Here is a 13,387-nt window from a genome sequence, read left to right as displayed (position 1 = left end):
AAAATACTCCCGCCGGAGGCATGATCCGGCGGGCATTTTCGCCCGTGTTTCCGCCAGTGTTGCGCCGGTTGCCGCGTTTCCCGAAACAACACTATTCGCGAAAGACCACGCTATTGTCTCCCGTCCTCCCCATTCTTGCCTGAATTGCGTGACATACCCGTCGGCACTGGGGCCAAGATGGTAGGTAAGATTAAATGGATCGACTGACTGAAATGGAAGCCTTCGCCACGGTTGTGGATCAGGGCGGTTTCACGGATGCAGCCAAGAAGATGGGGATTTCCAAATCCGCCGTTTCCAAACATGTTTCCGCGCTTGAGGCACGTCTTGGCGCACGTCTGCTCAACCGCACCACGCGCCGCGTGTCACCGACGGAGATCGGACTGGCCTATTACGACCGCGCCCGCCGTGTGCTCAATGACGCGGGCGAGGCCGACGCGCTTGTGACCTCAATGCAATCCGCGCCGTCCGGCCTGTTGCGCATTTCTGTGGCCACGGATTTCGGCGTGAACCACCTCTCGCCGGTGTTGGGGGAATTCCTCTCCGAATTTCCCGACATCACCGTGAATATGGTGCTCAACAACCGGTATGTGGAACTGATTTCCGAAGGGTTCGACATGGCGGTGCGCATTGGCGAGCTGGAAGACAGCACCCTGCGCGCCCGCAAGTTGACCGAGACCACCAAACGCATGGTCGGCGCGCCCGCCTATTTTGAAAAATTCGGTCGCCCGCAAAAGATTGACGATCTGAACGAGCACAAGCTGCTGCATTATTCCAACCAGTCGAACGGCGCGGTTTGGAAACTCACGGCCCCGTCCGGCGAAAAGCGTCAGGTCCGCACCGCTGGCTGGCTCACCGTGAATGACGGGCAATCCCTGCTCAATGCCTGTATCTCCGGCCTTGGCATCGCCTATCTACCGTCCTTCCTCTACGCCGATGCGATGGATCAAGGGCTGGTTGTCGAGGCCATTCCGGAGCTTCCGGCGGAGACCCAAGGCATTTATGCCGTCTATCCGCCGGGGCGGTTTACCCAGCCGAAAGTGCGCGCGTTTATTGATTTTCTGGTCCATTCCTTTGCCGACAAAGGGCCGGACAAGTGGTGAACCACCGCTGTTGAATTCTCGTGGAAGAGAGGGCGCAAGCCTTACTGGGTCGAGGCGATCACCGCTTCGACCCTTCTGTTTTGTTCACGCCCGTCTTCGGTGCCATTGGACACAAGCGGCGCGAGATAGCCGATGCCTTCGGCGCTGATCTGGGCGGAGGACACGCCGTAGCGGGAGATCAGGCGTTGTCGCACCGATTGGGCGCGTTTGCGCGACAGGGCGGTGTTGCTGTCGAGCGCGCCGACATTGTCCGTATGCCCGACCAGAACAATCCGCACCTCGGGATGGGTCATGAGATAGGAGGCGAGTCTTTGCAGCGAGGCAAAGGGACCGGCGCCGAGCGTGGCCGCCCCTGTGTCAAAGGCAAGATCTCCAAGCACCACACGCCCGCGGCTTTCCAGTTGCGTGGCCAGAGCGCCTGTCGGCTGTGCAAGCTGTGGCAAAACTTCGGTACTGTCCGGCTGCGTCAACTCGACGGGTGGCGCGTCGGAAGGGACCACCGTGGTGATCTGCACAAAGCCCGAAGTCGGCGCACGGCTGGTCAGCACGGAGACCACCCGTTCGCTGTCGTCCTGCGCGACAAGATATTGATAATCCCCGAGGTCCACATGCATCGCAGGTTCCGGCAACAGGTCCAGAAGATAGCGGAAATCAAACCCGCCACAGACCGTATCGGCGCAGCTAAACAGAATATCGAATCCTTGTGCTTCCAACTGTTCGCGTAGCGCAGAGATCATCTGATGGCTGGTCAGAGAGGTGCCCGTGAGGCGATAGGCCACGCGCTCTATATCGCCTTCGGCCATGATACGGGGGGTATCAACGCCCTGATAGGCCCGAACCGGAAAGGGCTCGGCAGAGGCCGCCTCGCTATGCCGTCCGGTTTCGCTCGCCGCACCGGGAAGCTCCAGCCCGAACAGATCGCGCGCCTGTGCGTGACCGGCGCAGAGAAGGCCGCAAAATATCGTGGGCAGGCACAGGGCAAGGCGAAGCGAAAAGGTCATGAGGGTCCGGTCTAAGTATTGGTTCTGTAGTGGTAGTGCCCCGCCTCTTCCATTCCAAGCGAAGAATAGAGCGCAAGCGCCGCCGTATTGTCGCGGGTCACTTGCAGGGCGAGCTGCGTGGCACCGTTCCGGCGTGCCCAATCTGCCGCCAGCCCCATCATCGCACGGGCAAGCCCTTGGCGTCTGGCGGGGCGTGCAATCTCTAGCGCGTGCAGCACCGCGATTTCACCGTGCAGCCCAACGAAGGCCGTGCCCGCAGGCATGTCGCCCAACCGCCCGAGCAGGCTGCATTTCGGCTCCGGCGCTCGGCGCATCACATCGACCCGCGCCGCCGTGATGCCGCCCTCGGCCCAGATTTCGCACTGGATCGCGGTGGGTGGCCAGCCGACATAGCCGTCTTCGGGCTTCGGGGCGGCAAACCGTTCCACGGGGGCGGTGAGACAGGCGACTGGATCGAACATGCGGTAGCCGCGCTGTTCGAGTATGGCGTCAAAGGCGTCTTCCCCGCTGCGAATCTGGAACAGGGCAGGGCGGGCATCTCGGGCAAACCGCGCTTCAATGTCGTCCAGAGCCGCATCAAAGAGCGCCCCCTCCAAAGTCGCAGCGGACACGCGACTGCCGCCCTCCGCGCCTTCGCGATAGGTGAAAGGGCCGATGCGCTCACAACGCGCAGGCGGCCATGTCGCTTCGAAGGCGCGGAAAAGCTCAGCCCTGTTCATCGGCAGGGAACAGTTTGGCCAGTTCCATCATCGCGGCCTCGACCAAGGCCCCGTCCTGTCCACGGATCACGATATTGGTGCCATAGGCCCCGTTCTGAACGAAAGGATAAGACCCCATCGACAGCGCCGGATATTTCTCCGCCAATGTTCCCAGAGGTTGCGCGACCGCGCTTTCGGGACGATTGATGCGGTAGGTCTGTGACAGCAGGGGCTTGCCACCGGTCAGCGTTGGCAAAAGCCCCGCAACCATGGCGGAAAAGATATTCGGCACGCCCGCCATGACATGCACATTCTCGACCGAGAACCCCGGCGCGATGGACACCGGATTTTCGATCAGGACCGCCCCTTCGGGAATCCGCGCCATGCGCATCCGTGCCTCATTGAACTCCACGCCGCGCCCTTCGTAATGCGCGCTCAGAAGCGCCTTGGCATCGTCGCGCACGTCAATGGTGCGCCCGAAGGCCTCCGCAATACAATCGGCGGTGATGTCGTCATGGGTCGGCCCGATCCCGCCGGAGGTGAACACATGGGTGTATTTTGCAGACAGTGCACGGACCGCCTCCACAATCGCGGCACGATCATCGGAGACCACACGCGCTTCCTTGAGATCAATCCCGGCACGGGTCAATTCGCCTGCGAGGTGATACATATTCGCGTCGCGGGTGCGGCCGGAGAGGATTTCGTCCCCGATAATGAGAATTGCGGCTGTTGGGTTTTTACTGGTCATCTCGCGCCCTCCTTGAGCGGCTGTCCCTTCGGATATAATGCTTTTTTTGTGAAAGCTGAATCCGGTTTGGTGAAAAACCTTGTCGAAAAGGGCCGATCTTGTGCCATGTGCCACCCCGACGGCGCTTCACGTTTCGCGCGAAAGGCTTTACTCCTCGGGCCATGCGCTTTCAAACCGACCTGATCCCCGCCACGCTTTTACGTCGCTACAAACGCTTCCTCGCGGATATTCGCCTTGAAGACGGGCGGGAGGTGACGGCGCATTGCCCGAACCCCGGCTCGATGATGGGGCTGGCCGAAGAAGGCACGAAGGTCTGGGTCGAACCCAATGACGACCCGAAAAAGAAGCTGAAATACGGGCTGCGGATTGTCGAACTGGAACATGCAAATGTGGTGGTCGATACCGGTGTCGCCAATCGCGTGGTGAAAGAGGCCCTGCTGTCTGGCGCTGTGCCGGGGCTGGCGGGTGATGTGCGTGCGGAGGTCAAATACGGGGAAAATTCGCGGGCGGATTTTCTGGTGACGCAAGATGGACAGCCGGTCTGGGTTGAGGTGAAATCCGTGACGCTTTCGCGCTCTGCGGGGCTGGCCGAATTTCCGGATGCGAAAACCGCACGCGGGGCCAAGCACCTGTCTGTTCTGGCCGATCGGGTTGCCGCAGGGGAGCGCGCCGTGATGCTCTATCTGGTCTCGCGCGATGATTGCACAGGTTTCAAACCCGCCGCCGACATCGACCCGACCTATGCGCAAGCCGAGGCCGACGCCCGTGCCGCCGGTGTCGAGATCATGGTCTTCGGGGTCGAGATTACGCCGAAGCAGGTCGTTTTTGTGCCCAGACCTTTGCAACAGATGTGACACCGCGGCACTGGCCCTTTTGCGACGAACCCCTTATATCGGGGCCAAAGAGAACGGAGTGGACCCTTGGACGATATGCATCGCGGCCGCATTACCAAAGACGGAATTCGAATTTACGAGGATGCCGATTTCGCCGGCATGCACGCGGCAGGGGCTGTTGCGGCACAGATCCTTGACGAGGTCGGCCCTCTTGTCGTGCCGGGCGCGACCACGGGCGAGATTGACGCCTTTATCGAGCGCCGCGTGACCGAACTTGGCACCACGTCCGCGACCATCGGCTACAAGGGCTACAAACACGCCTCCTGCATTTCCACCAATCATGTGGTTTGCCACGGCATCCCCGGTGCGAAAATTCCGGGTCACAAGGATGACACGCTGCTCGACGGTGACATCATCAACATCGACGTGACGGTCATCAAAGATGGCTGGTTCGGGGACACGAGCCGGATGTATTTCGTCGGCCAGCCCAAGAAATTCGCGGAACGTCTGGTGCAGGTCACCTATGACTGCCTGATGTTCGGCATTGAACAGGTCAAGCCGGGCAATACGTTCGACGACATCGCCCGTGCGATTCAGGAACATGCCCACAAGAACCGGATGTCTGTCGTGCGCGACTTCTGCGGTCACGGGCTGGGCCGTGTGTTCCACGCGCCGCCAAATGTGCTGCACTATGTCCCGCATCGCCGTCCGGGGGATGAAGCACCGGTTCTGGAAGAGGGCATGTTCTTCACCATCGAGCCGATGATCAATCTGGGCCGTGCAGAGACCAAAGTGCTGCGCGACGAATGGACCGCGATCACCAAGGACAAGAAACTCTCGGCACAATTCGAGCATTCCATTGGCGTGACGGCTACCGGTTGCGAGATATTTACGCTTTCGCCGGGTGACATCTACTATCCCACTGTGAAGGCCTGAGCGGCGCGCAAGTTGTCTTGCCAGCCGTGATCTCCCCCACTAGAACAAGGGCAGTTTGCCGTTTCGGCTGACTTGCGGCACGCTTGCCCCTGTCCAACGGCACTCACGCAGGCCCGTCCGAGCGCCGGACCTTGGCGGGCCCCAAGGGGGACACCAATGACATCGACCCTTTTGCGGGCGGCGCTTTCGGGTGCTGCCATTCTCTGTGTTGCCACCTCTGCTTTCGCGCAGGATGTGACACTTCGTTTCCAACATTTCGTTTCGCCCAACTCCGGGGCTCCGATCTATTTCATGGAGCCTTGGGTCAGGAAGATCGAGGAAGACAGCGGCGGGCGGATCAAGATTGAAATGTATCCGCTCATGCAGCTGGGCGGCAAAGCCTCCGACCAATATGACATGATCCGCGATGGCGCGATTGATGGTGGTTGGGTGGTTCCGGGCTATCAACCGGGGCGTTTTCCCGAAACCGAGGCGCTGGAACTGCCGTTCATGATGCCCAAATCGGGCGAACTGGCCTCTGTGGCCGCTTGGAATTTTACCCAGAAATATCTGCTGGATGATTTCAAGGACGTGCATCTTCTGGCCGCGCATATGCATGGCGAAGGGCTGGTGCATAAAAAAGGCGCGCCACTGGAGGTCATGGAGGATTTCCAAGGCCTCAAACTGCGCGCTCCGACGCGGACCTCGACCCTGTTGCTCGACAAGCTGGGCGCGGTGCCCGTGGGGATGCCTGTGCCCGCCTTTCCCGAAGCTCTGGCCAAGGGCGTTCTGGATGGCGGCATGATCACCTATGAGATGGCCCCCTCCCTGAAGCTCGACGAGTTGACCGACAGCCATACGGATATCGCGGGGGATACGGCGTTTTACAACCTCTATTTCATCTGGGCGATGAACAAGGCGAAATACGACAGTCTCCCCGATGATCTCAAGGCGGTGATCGACCGGAACTCCGGCCTTCTGGCCTCGCAATGGTCGGGCGCGGCCTATGATCTGGGCGATGAAGACGGGCTGCGGGTGATTGCGCAGACGGACAATGCCATTGCCGTGTTGAGCGCGGAGGAGACCGCACGGGTCAAAGCCGTGGGTGATGAGGTCGTAAACGACTGGAGCGCCGAGATGACGGCCAAAGGCTATGACGGTGCCGCCCTTGTGGCGGATGTGAAAGCGATGGTGGCCGAGGCGATGGAGCGCCAGCCGTGGATCGACACGCGCGGGGCCTCTGCCGCGCACCTGTCGGAAGATCGCATCCGGTAACAGACCGGACTGCGGTGTGAATCGCGTTATGAGATGTGAAAAAGGGCCGCCTTCGGGTGGCCCTTTTGCATATTGAGTGTGCGTATCGTGCAGGGCTAGAGCCTGCGGTTACAGCCCGAGACGTGCGGGCAGATCGTGCATATCCGCAAGATGCTCGGCTCCTTCGGCAATGAGACGTGCGCCATCGCCGTGAGGATCGAACCCGAAACATTTCATGCCCGCCCGCCGCGCGGCGATACAGCCGGAGGTGCTGTCGTCAATCACTGCACAGTCCTCTGGTGCAACGCCGAGATGCTTTGCGGCGATCAGAAACAGATCGGGGTCCGGCTTGGCCGTGCCATAAGTGTGGGCCGAATGGATACGGCCTTTGAGACGGGCAAAGACCGCAGGATGGGCACCAAGCGTCACATCCATCTTCTCCATCGGTCCGTTCGAACCGACCGCATAGGGAATGCCCGCCGCGTCCAGCGCATCAAAGGCGGCTTCAACCCCGTCGATCAGCGGCACACCGGCGCCGAGCATCTCGAAAACGCGAGGGTAGACCTCGTCAATCCAGTTGTCCGGCAGGGCCGCTCCGGCTTCGCGGGCGCGCTCTCCGACCCGCGCCATTGTGCCCCCGACATATTTGGTTTCAAGCTCATGGATCGAGATGTCGAGACCGAACCGCGCGAAGTCCTTTTGTAGGAACTCCAGCAAAGGCGGCTCACTGTCCACAATCACCCCGTCGCAATCGAAAATTACGGCTTTTACAGTCATGCTGGCTCCAGAAAGTTGATTTTCGTGTCGCCATATTTGCGCGTGTCCAGAAGGGTGAGCGCATCAGGCGGGGTGATGGGGGCGCTGTCTTCCCAGACCACAAGGGCGCGGGGCGTCAGCCAGTTTCCCGCCAGAGCCGCAGCGATGGCGACTTCGCCAAGCCCCTTGGCATAGGGCGGATCAAGAAAGACCAGATCATAGGGTGCGGACGGATTGGCTGGCAGGCGCGTGGCATCGGCGCGCATCAGGGTGCAACGCGTCTCGGCACGGCATTTCCTGATGTTCTCGGCAATCAACCCCTGCGCCTTGCGCCCGTCATCGACAAAGGTGACACATTCCGCCCCGCGCGAGAGCGCCTCCAGCCCCAGCGCGCCGGTGCCAGCGAACAGGTCCAGCACGCGGGCCTCCGTCACCGCATCACCATATTTGCCAGCGGTCAGAACAGAGAACAGGCTCTCGCGCACGCGATCCGTGGTCGGACGCAAATGCGCCCCCGAGTCGCCCTTGCCGACAGAGGCCAGCGCCAGCCCGCGAAACTCTCCCGCGATGATCCGCATCAGCCGCGCATCAACTGTTTGAGATCGGTTGAGGGGTCGGCCACCTTGTCCGGATCGGCGGTCTTGCCGCTTTCAATCAGACGTTTGGCGACCATATAGCCGCGCGGATCGTTGATGGCGTCGATGGCGATCAACTGCCCGTCTTTGTAATACCAATGCGAACGCGTCCCGTCGCCCTCGCGGATCACAACCTGATCGTGACCGGCGGAGAGCCCCGCGATCTGGAGTTTGACATCATATTGATCGGACCAGAACCACGGTTTCGGCGTGTAGATCACATCCTGACCGAGCATGTTCTTGGCCACCACGGCCCCTTGGTCAATGGCATTGCCAACGCTTTCAAGACGCATCTGCACGCCCTCATGCGGGAAAGAGGCACAATCACCCGCCGCGAAAATATCGGGATCAGAAGTCGCGCCATGCAGATCGGTTTTGATTCCGTTCTCAAGCGCCAGTCCGGCCAGTTCGGCCAGCTCCGTGCCGGGGATGATCCCGACGCCGACAATGACGAAATCCACGTCCAGCGTGGTGCCATCGGTCAGGTCTGCGGACTTCACGCGACCGTCTCCGCTCAGTTTGACAAGCCCCACATCCTCGCGCAGATCAACGCCGTGGGCGCTGTGCAAGGCGCGGAAATAGTCCGAGGTTTCTTTCGAGGCAACGCGCTGCAAAATCCGGTCGGCCATTTCCACGAGCGTGACCTTGAGCCCCTTTTTCGAGGCCACAGCCGCCGCTTCCAGCCCGATATATCCGCCGCCGACGATCAGCACAGAGGCCCCTTCGCGGAACTCTGGCTCGATCGCATCGGCATCGGCCAGCGTCCGCATGGTGTAGACCCCCTCAAGATTTCCGCCAATGGCGGCGGGCAGAAGGCGCGGGGCGGAGCCGGTGGCCAGTGCGAGCTTGTCATAGCTCAAGACCTCATCCCCGATGGACACGGTTTTGGCCGTCGGGTCGATGCCGGTGACCTTGGCATTGGTGCGCAGGGTGATGTTCTCGTCCGCGTAATAGCTTTCGGGCCGCAAGAACAGGCGCTCCAGTTCCATCTCTCCCAGAAGATAGGCTTTCGACAGGGGCGGGCGCTGGTAGGGCGGAACTGGTTCATCCCCGATCAGAGTGATCCGGCCGTCGAACCCTTGGCCGCGCAGAGTGGTGACAATGCTTTGACCGGCCTGTCCGGCCCCGATGACGATGAAGTGGCTCATGATCTTTCCTCTGGTCGTGAAACGCGCTGACCCTATATCGTGGAGAGACAGAATGACAACGCACAGAGGAACAGAATCATGACAATTCGCGTGGGAGACAGTCTGCCGGGTGGCAGCGTGCTTGAAATGACAGCAGAGGGGCCTGCCGCCGTCGAGCTTTCGGACAAGTTCAAGGGGCGCAAGGTTGTGCTGTTCGGTTTGCCCGGCGCCTATACCGGCGTTTGCACAACGGCGCATGTGCCCAGCTTTATCCGCACCAAGCCGAAATTCGAGGAAAAAGGTGTGGACGAGGTGATCTGCGTCGCCGTCAACGATCCTTTCGTGATGGGCGCATGGGCGAAAGACACCGGCGCAGATGAGGCGGGGCTCACCATGTTGGGCGATGCGGAAGGCGCGTTTATCAAGGCGCTGGGTCTGGATTTCAGCGCACCGCCTGCGGGGCTGATCAACCGCTCCAAACGCTTCGCGCTCTATGCCGAAGACGGTGTGGTGAAGGTGCTCGAAGTCGAGGCCAGCCCCGGCGAATGTACGATTTCCGCGGGCGAGTCCCTGTTGGAAAAAATCTGATCGTACGTGTTTCGCGAAAACCTATGTGACAGGTTTGCGGGGAACGCTTCGGACAACGCCCTGACGCGGGGCCTGAAATGACAAACGCCCGAGGGATGACCTCGGGCGTTCGTGTGTTGGTTTTGGTTGTCCGGCCTTATTCGGCGGCGTTGATGACCGTGCGGGTCGGGAAGGGAATTTCCACACCCGCCTCGTCCAGTGCTTCTTTGACCGCGCGTTTCATATCGGTCGAGAAGGCGAAGAAATCCGAGGATTTGACCCAGACACGCACAAGGAAATCGACCGAGAAATCGCCCAGATTGTTGACCTGAATAAATGGCTCCGGATCGGTCAGGGCACGCGGATCGGACAGGATCGTCTTGCGGATCACGTCTTCCGCGATTTTCAGGTTCGCGCCATAGCTCACGCCAAAGGTCCACTCGGCACGGCGTGTATCATTGGTGGAGTAGTTGGTGATGATATTGCCCCAGACCTGCGAGTTCGGCACGATCACCTGCACATTCGACAGATCGGCAAGCTCGGTATAGTTCAGGGAAATATCCTTGACGGTGCCCATCTTGCCGGAGACTTCGACGAAATCCCCGATTTTGAAGGGGCGGAACAGGATAATCATCACCCCCGCCGCGATGTTCGACAGGGTGCCTTGTAGCGCCAGACCGATGGCCAGACCGGCGGCACCGATCACCGCGACGATCGAGGTGGTCTGGATGCCGAAGGTGTTGAGAACGATCAGAAGGGTAAAGGCCAGAACCGCATAACGCGCGATATTGGCGAGGAAATTGAACAGCGTGTCGTCGAGGCTCTCATATCTCAGCCCGATGGCGCGGATGCGGCGACCGACCCAGCCGGAAATGATCATCCCGATCAGCAGCAGAACCAGAGCGCCGACGATGGACCCTGCAATTCCGGCCAGAAATTCGATCGAGAGATAGTCGCCCAGCGGATGGCCTTCGTAGATTTCGTAACTCATGAGATTTTCAAACATATGCGGCTGCCTCGTCCATTTTTCTTGCCAGTTCGACGTCTTTCGCGGTCAATCCGCCGGCGTCATGGGTGGAAAGCTCCACCTCGACCGTCCGGTAGACATTGCGCCAGTCGGGGTGGTGATCTCTTTTTTCCGCAAAAAGCGCAACCCGTGTCATAAACCCGAAAGCCTCGTTAAAGTTCCGGAATGTAAAACGTTTCCGGATCGCGTTTCCGTTGGCGGTTTCTGTCCAGCCTTGCGCCAGAAGCGGGGCCAGCGCCTCGTCGCGGGCAGTTCCTTGCAACAGTTCAGTCATGGTCTTGCTCCTGTCCGGTGGATTTGAACGGGCCGTAAGAGGTCAGCACTTCGACCTCCTCGGCCACGGCGGCGCGTTCGGCATCAAGATAATCACCCACGGCCCGCGCAAACCCCGGATCCCTGATCCAGTGCAGCGAATGCACCGTGTTGGGCAAATAGCCGCGCGCCAGCTTGTGTTCGCCCTGCGCGCCGGCCTCGACACGGTCGAGACCGTGGGCAATGGCGTAATCGATGGCCTGATAATAGCACAGCTCGAAATGCAGGCTCGGGTGATATTCGGTGCAGCCCCAATATCGCCCGAAAAGCCGCGTCCGCCCGATGAAATTCAACGCCCCCGCAATGGCCCGCCCGTCTTTGAGCGCCAGCACCAAAAGCACATCGTCGCGCATCGTGTCGTGTATCTCGTCGAAAAAAGCGCGGGTCAGGTAAGGCGTGCCCCATTTGCGGCTGCCTGTGTCCTGATAGAACTGCCAGAAGGCGTCCCAATGCTCCGGCCGGATCGCCTCTCCGGTCAGTTGTACGATCTCTCCGCCAAACCCCTGTGCCTGCGCACGTTCCTTGCGGATGTTCTTGCGCTTGCGTGAAGACAGCGCCTGTAGGAAATCGTCGAAACTGCCATATCCGGCATTGTCCCAGTGAAACTGCTGCCCCGTGCGATGCATCAGACCCATTGCCTCGCCCGCCGTGACTTCCTCTTCGGCGCAAAAGGTCAGGTGCAGCGAGGACAGCGCATTTTGCGAGGCGACCTCGACCGCGCCTTGCACCAAGGCCGCCATGCCGGTCTCCTCGAATCCCGGACGGGTCAGAAGACGCCGCCCCGTCACAGGGGTAAACGGCACCGCGATTTGCAGCTTCGGATAATAGCGCCCGCCCGCCTGTTCATAGGCATGGGCCCAGTTGTGATCGAAAATATATTCGCCCTGACTGTGCCCCTTGGCATACATCGGCGCAACGGCGATCACCTCGCCGCCAAGCCGCGCCACAAGATAGCTCGGCTGCCAACCCGTGCCCGCACCGACCGAGCCGGAACGCTCCAGCGCCAGCAGGAAACGATGGGTCACAAACGGATCTTCCGGCGCGCCCTCCCCACGGGTGGCACAAGCATCCCAGTCCCCGGCGTCTATCGCGTCGAGGCTGTCGATCAGGCTTATCTCAATCTGTTCCGTCATATCCCGTGCACCGTGGTCTTCCTGTAACTGGCGCGCCGGACCGTCGCGTCAAGTCGGAAGATAGTTCTCGAATGTGATGTTCTCTGCAACCTTGCTGGCTTCGGCCTGTTCTTCGGCGCTTTTGATCGTCCAGCACAGAATATGCGCACCCGACGCCTTCAACTCCGCCACACGCGGACGCTCCAGATCGGACCATTGATGGCTGATGAAACTCGCTCCCACCCGCTCGTAATCGACAATGTCGCGCAGTGGCGCACGGCGGGAGGCCGGAATGAGCTTGGCCGCGTCATCTTCCCAGCTTGCGGTGGTGAGACCGCGCGGCAGATGCGGACAAAGCTCGGCCAGAACCGCGACGGAATGGGGGTTGAACGACATCATGGCCACCGGCCCCTGATAGCTTTCGAGCACCTTGGTCGCAGCCACTTCCAGCCGTCCGACACTCGGCCCCATCGCTCCGTCCTGATCCTTGACCTCGATCAGAAGCGGCGCACGCCCGTCCACATGGTCGAGAACCTGTTTCAGCGTCGGCACCCCGACCTCGCCGGTCTTGAACCGCAACTGCGCGAGTTCCTCCGCCGTGTTGAGCGCAAAGGCCCCGTGCCCTTCGGTCAGGCGGTTGAGCGCATAGTCGTGAAAGACCATCGCCTCCCCGTCCGAGGACATTTGCAGGTCGATTTCAATGCCGAACCCTTTTGCGATGGCCGCATCCAGCGCGGCAAAGTTGTTTTCGGCACGGGTGACATTGCCATCATGCAAGGCACGGTGCGCGATCGGCGTCTTCAGAAAGATCTCTGGTAATTGGGGCATCAGACGAGCTCGAACACCGCTTCAATTTCCACGGCAACACCCAGAGGCAGGCTGGCGGCGGAAACCGCAGAGCGCGCATGGCGGCCCGCATCGCCCAGCACCTTGACCATCAGGTTGGAGGCGCCGTTGATGACTTTGGGTTGTTCGGTGAAATCTGCGGTCGAATTGACGAAACCGACGAGTTTGACCAGTCGCTTCACCTTGGAGAAGTCGCCATCCACGGCGGCATTGGCCTGAGCCAGAAGCGCCAGCGCACAGGTCTCGGCGGCTTTGGCCCCTTCTTCGGTGGTCATATCGGCTCCGAGCTTGCCACAGATGAGTCCGTCAGGCCCGTTGGAGATCTGGCCGGAGATAAAAAGCTGCGTCCCGCTGCGGACAAAGGGCACATAATTGGCGGCAGGGGCCGGAGCGGCGGGAAGGGTGAGGCCGAGGTCGACCAGTTTGGCGGAAAGATCCATGGGGAGGGTCCTTTGT

The 13,387-nt window shown here is 60.5% G+C and carries 16 protein-coding genes; 5 read left to right on the top strand and 11 right to left on the bottom strand.

Features of this window, described 5'->3' with window-relative positions; genetic code table 11:
• Positions 1-194 precede the first annotated feature (194 nt).
• Positions 195-1,100, top strand: coding sequence for a LysR family transcriptional regulator (locus tag KO492_RS10000; RefSeq protein WP_066604438.1), 906 nt, complete (start codon positions 195-197; stop codon positions 1,098-1,100).
• 41 nt (positions 1,101-1,141) lie between these two features.
• On the opposite strand, the gene KO492_RS09995 is transcribed toward KO492_RS10000, so the two are convergent.
• Genes KO492_RS09995 through KO492_RS09985 form a run of 3 tightly spaced genes read right to left on the bottom strand, consistent with a single transcriptional unit; the run spans position 1,142 to position 3,547 of the window.
• Positions 1,142-2,101: an OmpA family protein gene (locus tag KO492_RS09995; protein WP_216044818.1), complete on the bottom strand. Its 960-nt coding sequence runs from the start codon at positions 2,099-2,101 to the stop codon at positions 1,142-1,144.
• An 11-nt stretch (positions 2,102-2,112) separates the two neighbouring features.
• Complete coding sequence (locus tag KO492_RS09990) at positions 2,113-2,820, bottom strand: GNAT family N-acetyltransferase (RefSeq protein WP_216044817.1); 708 nt, start codon at positions 2,818-2,820, stop codon at positions 2,113-2,115.
• The gene (locus KO492_RS09985) at positions 2,807-3,547 is read right to left on the bottom strand and encodes a competence/damage-inducible protein A (protein WP_216044816.1); all 741 of its coding nucleotides are present in this window, start codon (positions 3,545-3,547) and stop codon (positions 2,807-2,809) included. The genes KO492_RS09990 and KO492_RS09985 overlap by 14 nt, the downstream gene beginning before the upstream one ends.
• 161 nt (positions 3,548-3,708) lie before the next feature.
• Between KO492_RS09985 and sfsA the strand changes: the two genes are divergently transcribed.
• The 3 genes from sfsA (at position 3,709) to KO492_RS09970 (ending at position 6,570) form a co-directional block, all read left to right on the top strand.
• Complete coding sequence (sfsA, locus tag KO492_RS09980) at positions 3,709-4,401, top strand: DNA/RNA nuclease SfsA (RefSeq protein ID WP_216044815.1); 693 nt, start codon at positions 3,709-3,711, stop codon at positions 4,399-4,401.
• A gap of 75 nt (positions 4,402-4,476) precedes the next feature.
• Complete coding sequence (gene map / locus KO492_RS09975) at positions 4,477-5,316, top strand: type I methionyl aminopeptidase (protein ID WP_216044921.1); 840 nt, start codon at positions 4,477-4,479, stop codon at positions 5,314-5,316.
• Positions 5,317-5,472: 156 nt separating this feature from the next.
• Positions 5,473-6,570 carry a TRAP transporter substrate-binding protein gene (locus KO492_RS09970; protein WP_216044814.1) on the top strand — a complete coding sequence of 366 codons (1,098 nt, stop codon included), beginning with the start codon at positions 5,473-5,475 and terminating at the stop codon, positions 6,568-6,570.
• A 108-nt stretch (positions 6,571-6,678) separates the two neighbouring features.
• On the opposite strand, the gene KO492_RS09965 is transcribed toward KO492_RS09970, so the two are convergent.
• The 3 genes from KO492_RS09965 to KO492_RS09955 are packed head-to-tail and all read right to left on the bottom strand — an operon-like array spanning position 6,679 to position 9,088.
• Positions 6,679-7,326, bottom strand: coding sequence for an HAD family hydrolase (locus KO492_RS09965; RefSeq protein WP_216044813.1), 648 nt, complete (start codon positions 7,324-7,326; stop codon positions 6,679-6,681).
• Positions 7,323-7,883: a 16S rRNA (guanine(966)-N(2))-methyltransferase RsmD gene (gene rsmD, locus KO492_RS09960; RefSeq protein WP_216044812.1), complete on the bottom strand. Its 561-nt coding sequence runs from the start codon at positions 7,881-7,883 to the stop codon at positions 7,323-7,325. The genes KO492_RS09965 and rsmD overlap by 4 nt, the downstream gene beginning before the upstream one ends.
• Positions 7,883-9,088: an NAD(P)/FAD-dependent oxidoreductase gene (locus KO492_RS09955; RefSeq protein WP_216044811.1), complete on the bottom strand. Its 1,206-nt coding sequence runs from the start codon at positions 9,086-9,088 to the stop codon at positions 7,883-7,885. The genes rsmD and KO492_RS09955 overlap by 1 nt, the downstream gene beginning before the upstream one ends.
• A gap of 78 nt (positions 9,089-9,166) precedes the next feature.
• On the opposite strand from KO492_RS09955, the gene KO492_RS09950 reads away from it, so the two are divergent.
• Positions 9,167-9,655, top strand: coding sequence for a peroxiredoxin (locus tag KO492_RS09950; protein ID WP_216044810.1), 489 nt, complete (start codon positions 9,167-9,169; stop codon positions 9,653-9,655).
• A gap of 136 nt (positions 9,656-9,791) precedes the next feature.
• On the opposite strand, the gene KO492_RS09945 is transcribed toward KO492_RS09950, so the two are convergent.
• From KO492_RS09945 to KO492_RS09925, 5 genes are read right to left on the bottom strand one after another with little or no spacing between them, the layout of a single operon-like run.
• On the bottom strand, positions 9,792-10,640 hold the full coding sequence (locus KO492_RS09945; protein ID WP_216044809.1) for a mechanosensitive ion channel family protein: 849 nt from the start codon (positions 10,638-10,640) through the stop codon (positions 9,792-9,794).
• Positions 10,633-10,935, bottom strand: a complete 303-nt coding sequence (locus KO492_RS09940) for a 4a-hydroxytetrahydrobiopterin dehydratase (protein WP_216044808.1) — start codon at positions 10,933-10,935, stop codon at positions 10,633-10,635. Before KO492_RS09940 ends, KO492_RS09945 begins: the two co-directional genes overlap by 8 nt.
• Complete coding sequence (locus KO492_RS09935; protein WP_216044807.1) at positions 10,928-12,106, bottom strand: GNAT family N-acetyltransferase; 1,179 nt, start codon at positions 12,104-12,106, stop codon at positions 10,928-10,930. Before KO492_RS09935 ends, KO492_RS09940 begins: the two co-directional genes overlap by 8 nt.
• A 48-nt stretch (positions 12,107-12,154) precedes the next feature.
• Positions 12,155-12,913 (bottom strand): glycerophosphodiester phosphodiesterase family protein, encoded by a 759-nt coding sequence (locus tag KO492_RS09930; protein ID WP_216044806.1) that lies wholly within the window; start codon positions 12,911-12,913, stop codon positions 12,155-12,157.
• The gene (locus KO492_RS09925) at positions 12,913-13,371 is read right to left on the bottom strand and encodes a RidA family protein (protein ID WP_216044805.1); all 459 of its coding nucleotides are present in this window, start codon (positions 13,369-13,371) and stop codon (positions 12,913-12,915) included. Before KO492_RS09925 ends, KO492_RS09930 begins: the two co-directional genes overlap by 1 nt.
• Between the last annotated feature and the right edge of the window lie 16 nt (positions 13,372-13,387).

It is taken from the genome of Celeribacter halophilus (assembly GCF_018860305.1).
In the GTDB taxonomy this organism is placed as follows: Bacteria; Pseudomonadota; Alphaproteobacteria; order Rhodobacterales; family Rhodobacteraceae; genus Celeribacter; species Celeribacter halophilus_A.
This window is presented reverse-complemented; position numbering and strand designations above follow the sequence as displayed.

Excerpts from the sequence above, each read along its gene's own strand:
- KO492_RS10000 (WP_066604438.1), top strand. The coding sequence starts at position 195 with ATGGATCGACTGACTGAAATGGAAGCCTTCGCCACGGTTGTGGATCAG.
- KO492_RS09995 (WP_216044818.1), bottom strand. The coding sequence starts at position 2,101 with ATGACCTTTTCGCTTCGCCTTGCCCTGTGCCTGCCCACGATATTTTGC.
- KO492_RS09990 (WP_216044817.1), bottom strand. The coding sequence starts at position 2,820 with ATGAACAGGGCTGAGCTTTTCCGCGCCTTCGAAGCGACATGGCCGCCT.
- KO492_RS09985 (WP_216044816.1), bottom strand. The coding sequence starts at position 3,547 with ATGACCAGTAAAAACCCAACAGCCGCAATTCTCATTATCGGGGACGAA.
- sfsA (WP_216044815.1), top strand. The coding sequence starts at position 3,709 with ATGCGCTTTCAAACCGACCTGATCCCCGCCACGCTTTTACGTCGCTAC.
- map (WP_216044921.1), top strand. The coding sequence starts at position 4,477 with ATGCATCGCGGCCGCATTACCAAAGACGGAATTCGAATTTACGAGGAT.
- KO492_RS09970 (WP_216044814.1), top strand. The coding sequence starts at position 5,473 with ATGACATCGACCCTTTTGCGGGCGGCGCTTTCGGGTGCTGCCATTCTC.
- KO492_RS09965 (WP_216044813.1), bottom strand. The coding sequence starts at position 7,326 with ATGACTGTAAAAGCCGTAATTTTCGATTGCGACGGGGTGATTGTGGAC.
- rsmD (WP_216044812.1), bottom strand. The coding sequence starts at position 7,883 with ATGCGGATCATCGCGGGAGAGTTTCGCGGGCTGGCGCTGGCCTCTGTC.
- KO492_RS09955 (WP_216044811.1), bottom strand. The coding sequence starts at position 9,088 with ATGAGCCACTTCATCGTCATCGGGGCCGGACAGGCCGGTCAAAGCATT.
- KO492_RS09950 (WP_216044810.1), top strand. The coding sequence starts at position 9,167 with ATGACAATTCGCGTGGGAGACAGTCTGCCGGGTGGCAGCGTGCTTGAA.
- KO492_RS09945 (WP_216044809.1), bottom strand. The coding sequence starts at position 10,640 with ATGTTTGAAAATCTCATGAGTTACGAAATCTACGAAGGCCATCCGCTG.
- KO492_RS09940 (WP_216044808.1), bottom strand. The coding sequence starts at position 10,935 with ATGACTGAACTGTTGCAAGGAACTGCCCGCGACGAGGCGCTGGCCCCG.
- KO492_RS09935 (WP_216044807.1), bottom strand. The coding sequence starts at position 12,106 with ATGACGGAACAGATTGAGATAAGCCTGATCGACAGCCTCGACGCGATA.
- KO492_RS09930 (WP_216044806.1), bottom strand. The coding sequence starts at position 12,913 with ATGCCCCAATTACCAGAGATCTTTCTGAAGACGCCGATCGCGCACCGT.
- KO492_RS09925 (WP_216044805.1), bottom strand. The coding sequence starts at position 13,371 with ATGGATCTTTCCGCCAAACTGGTCGACCTCGGCCTCACCCTTCCCGCC.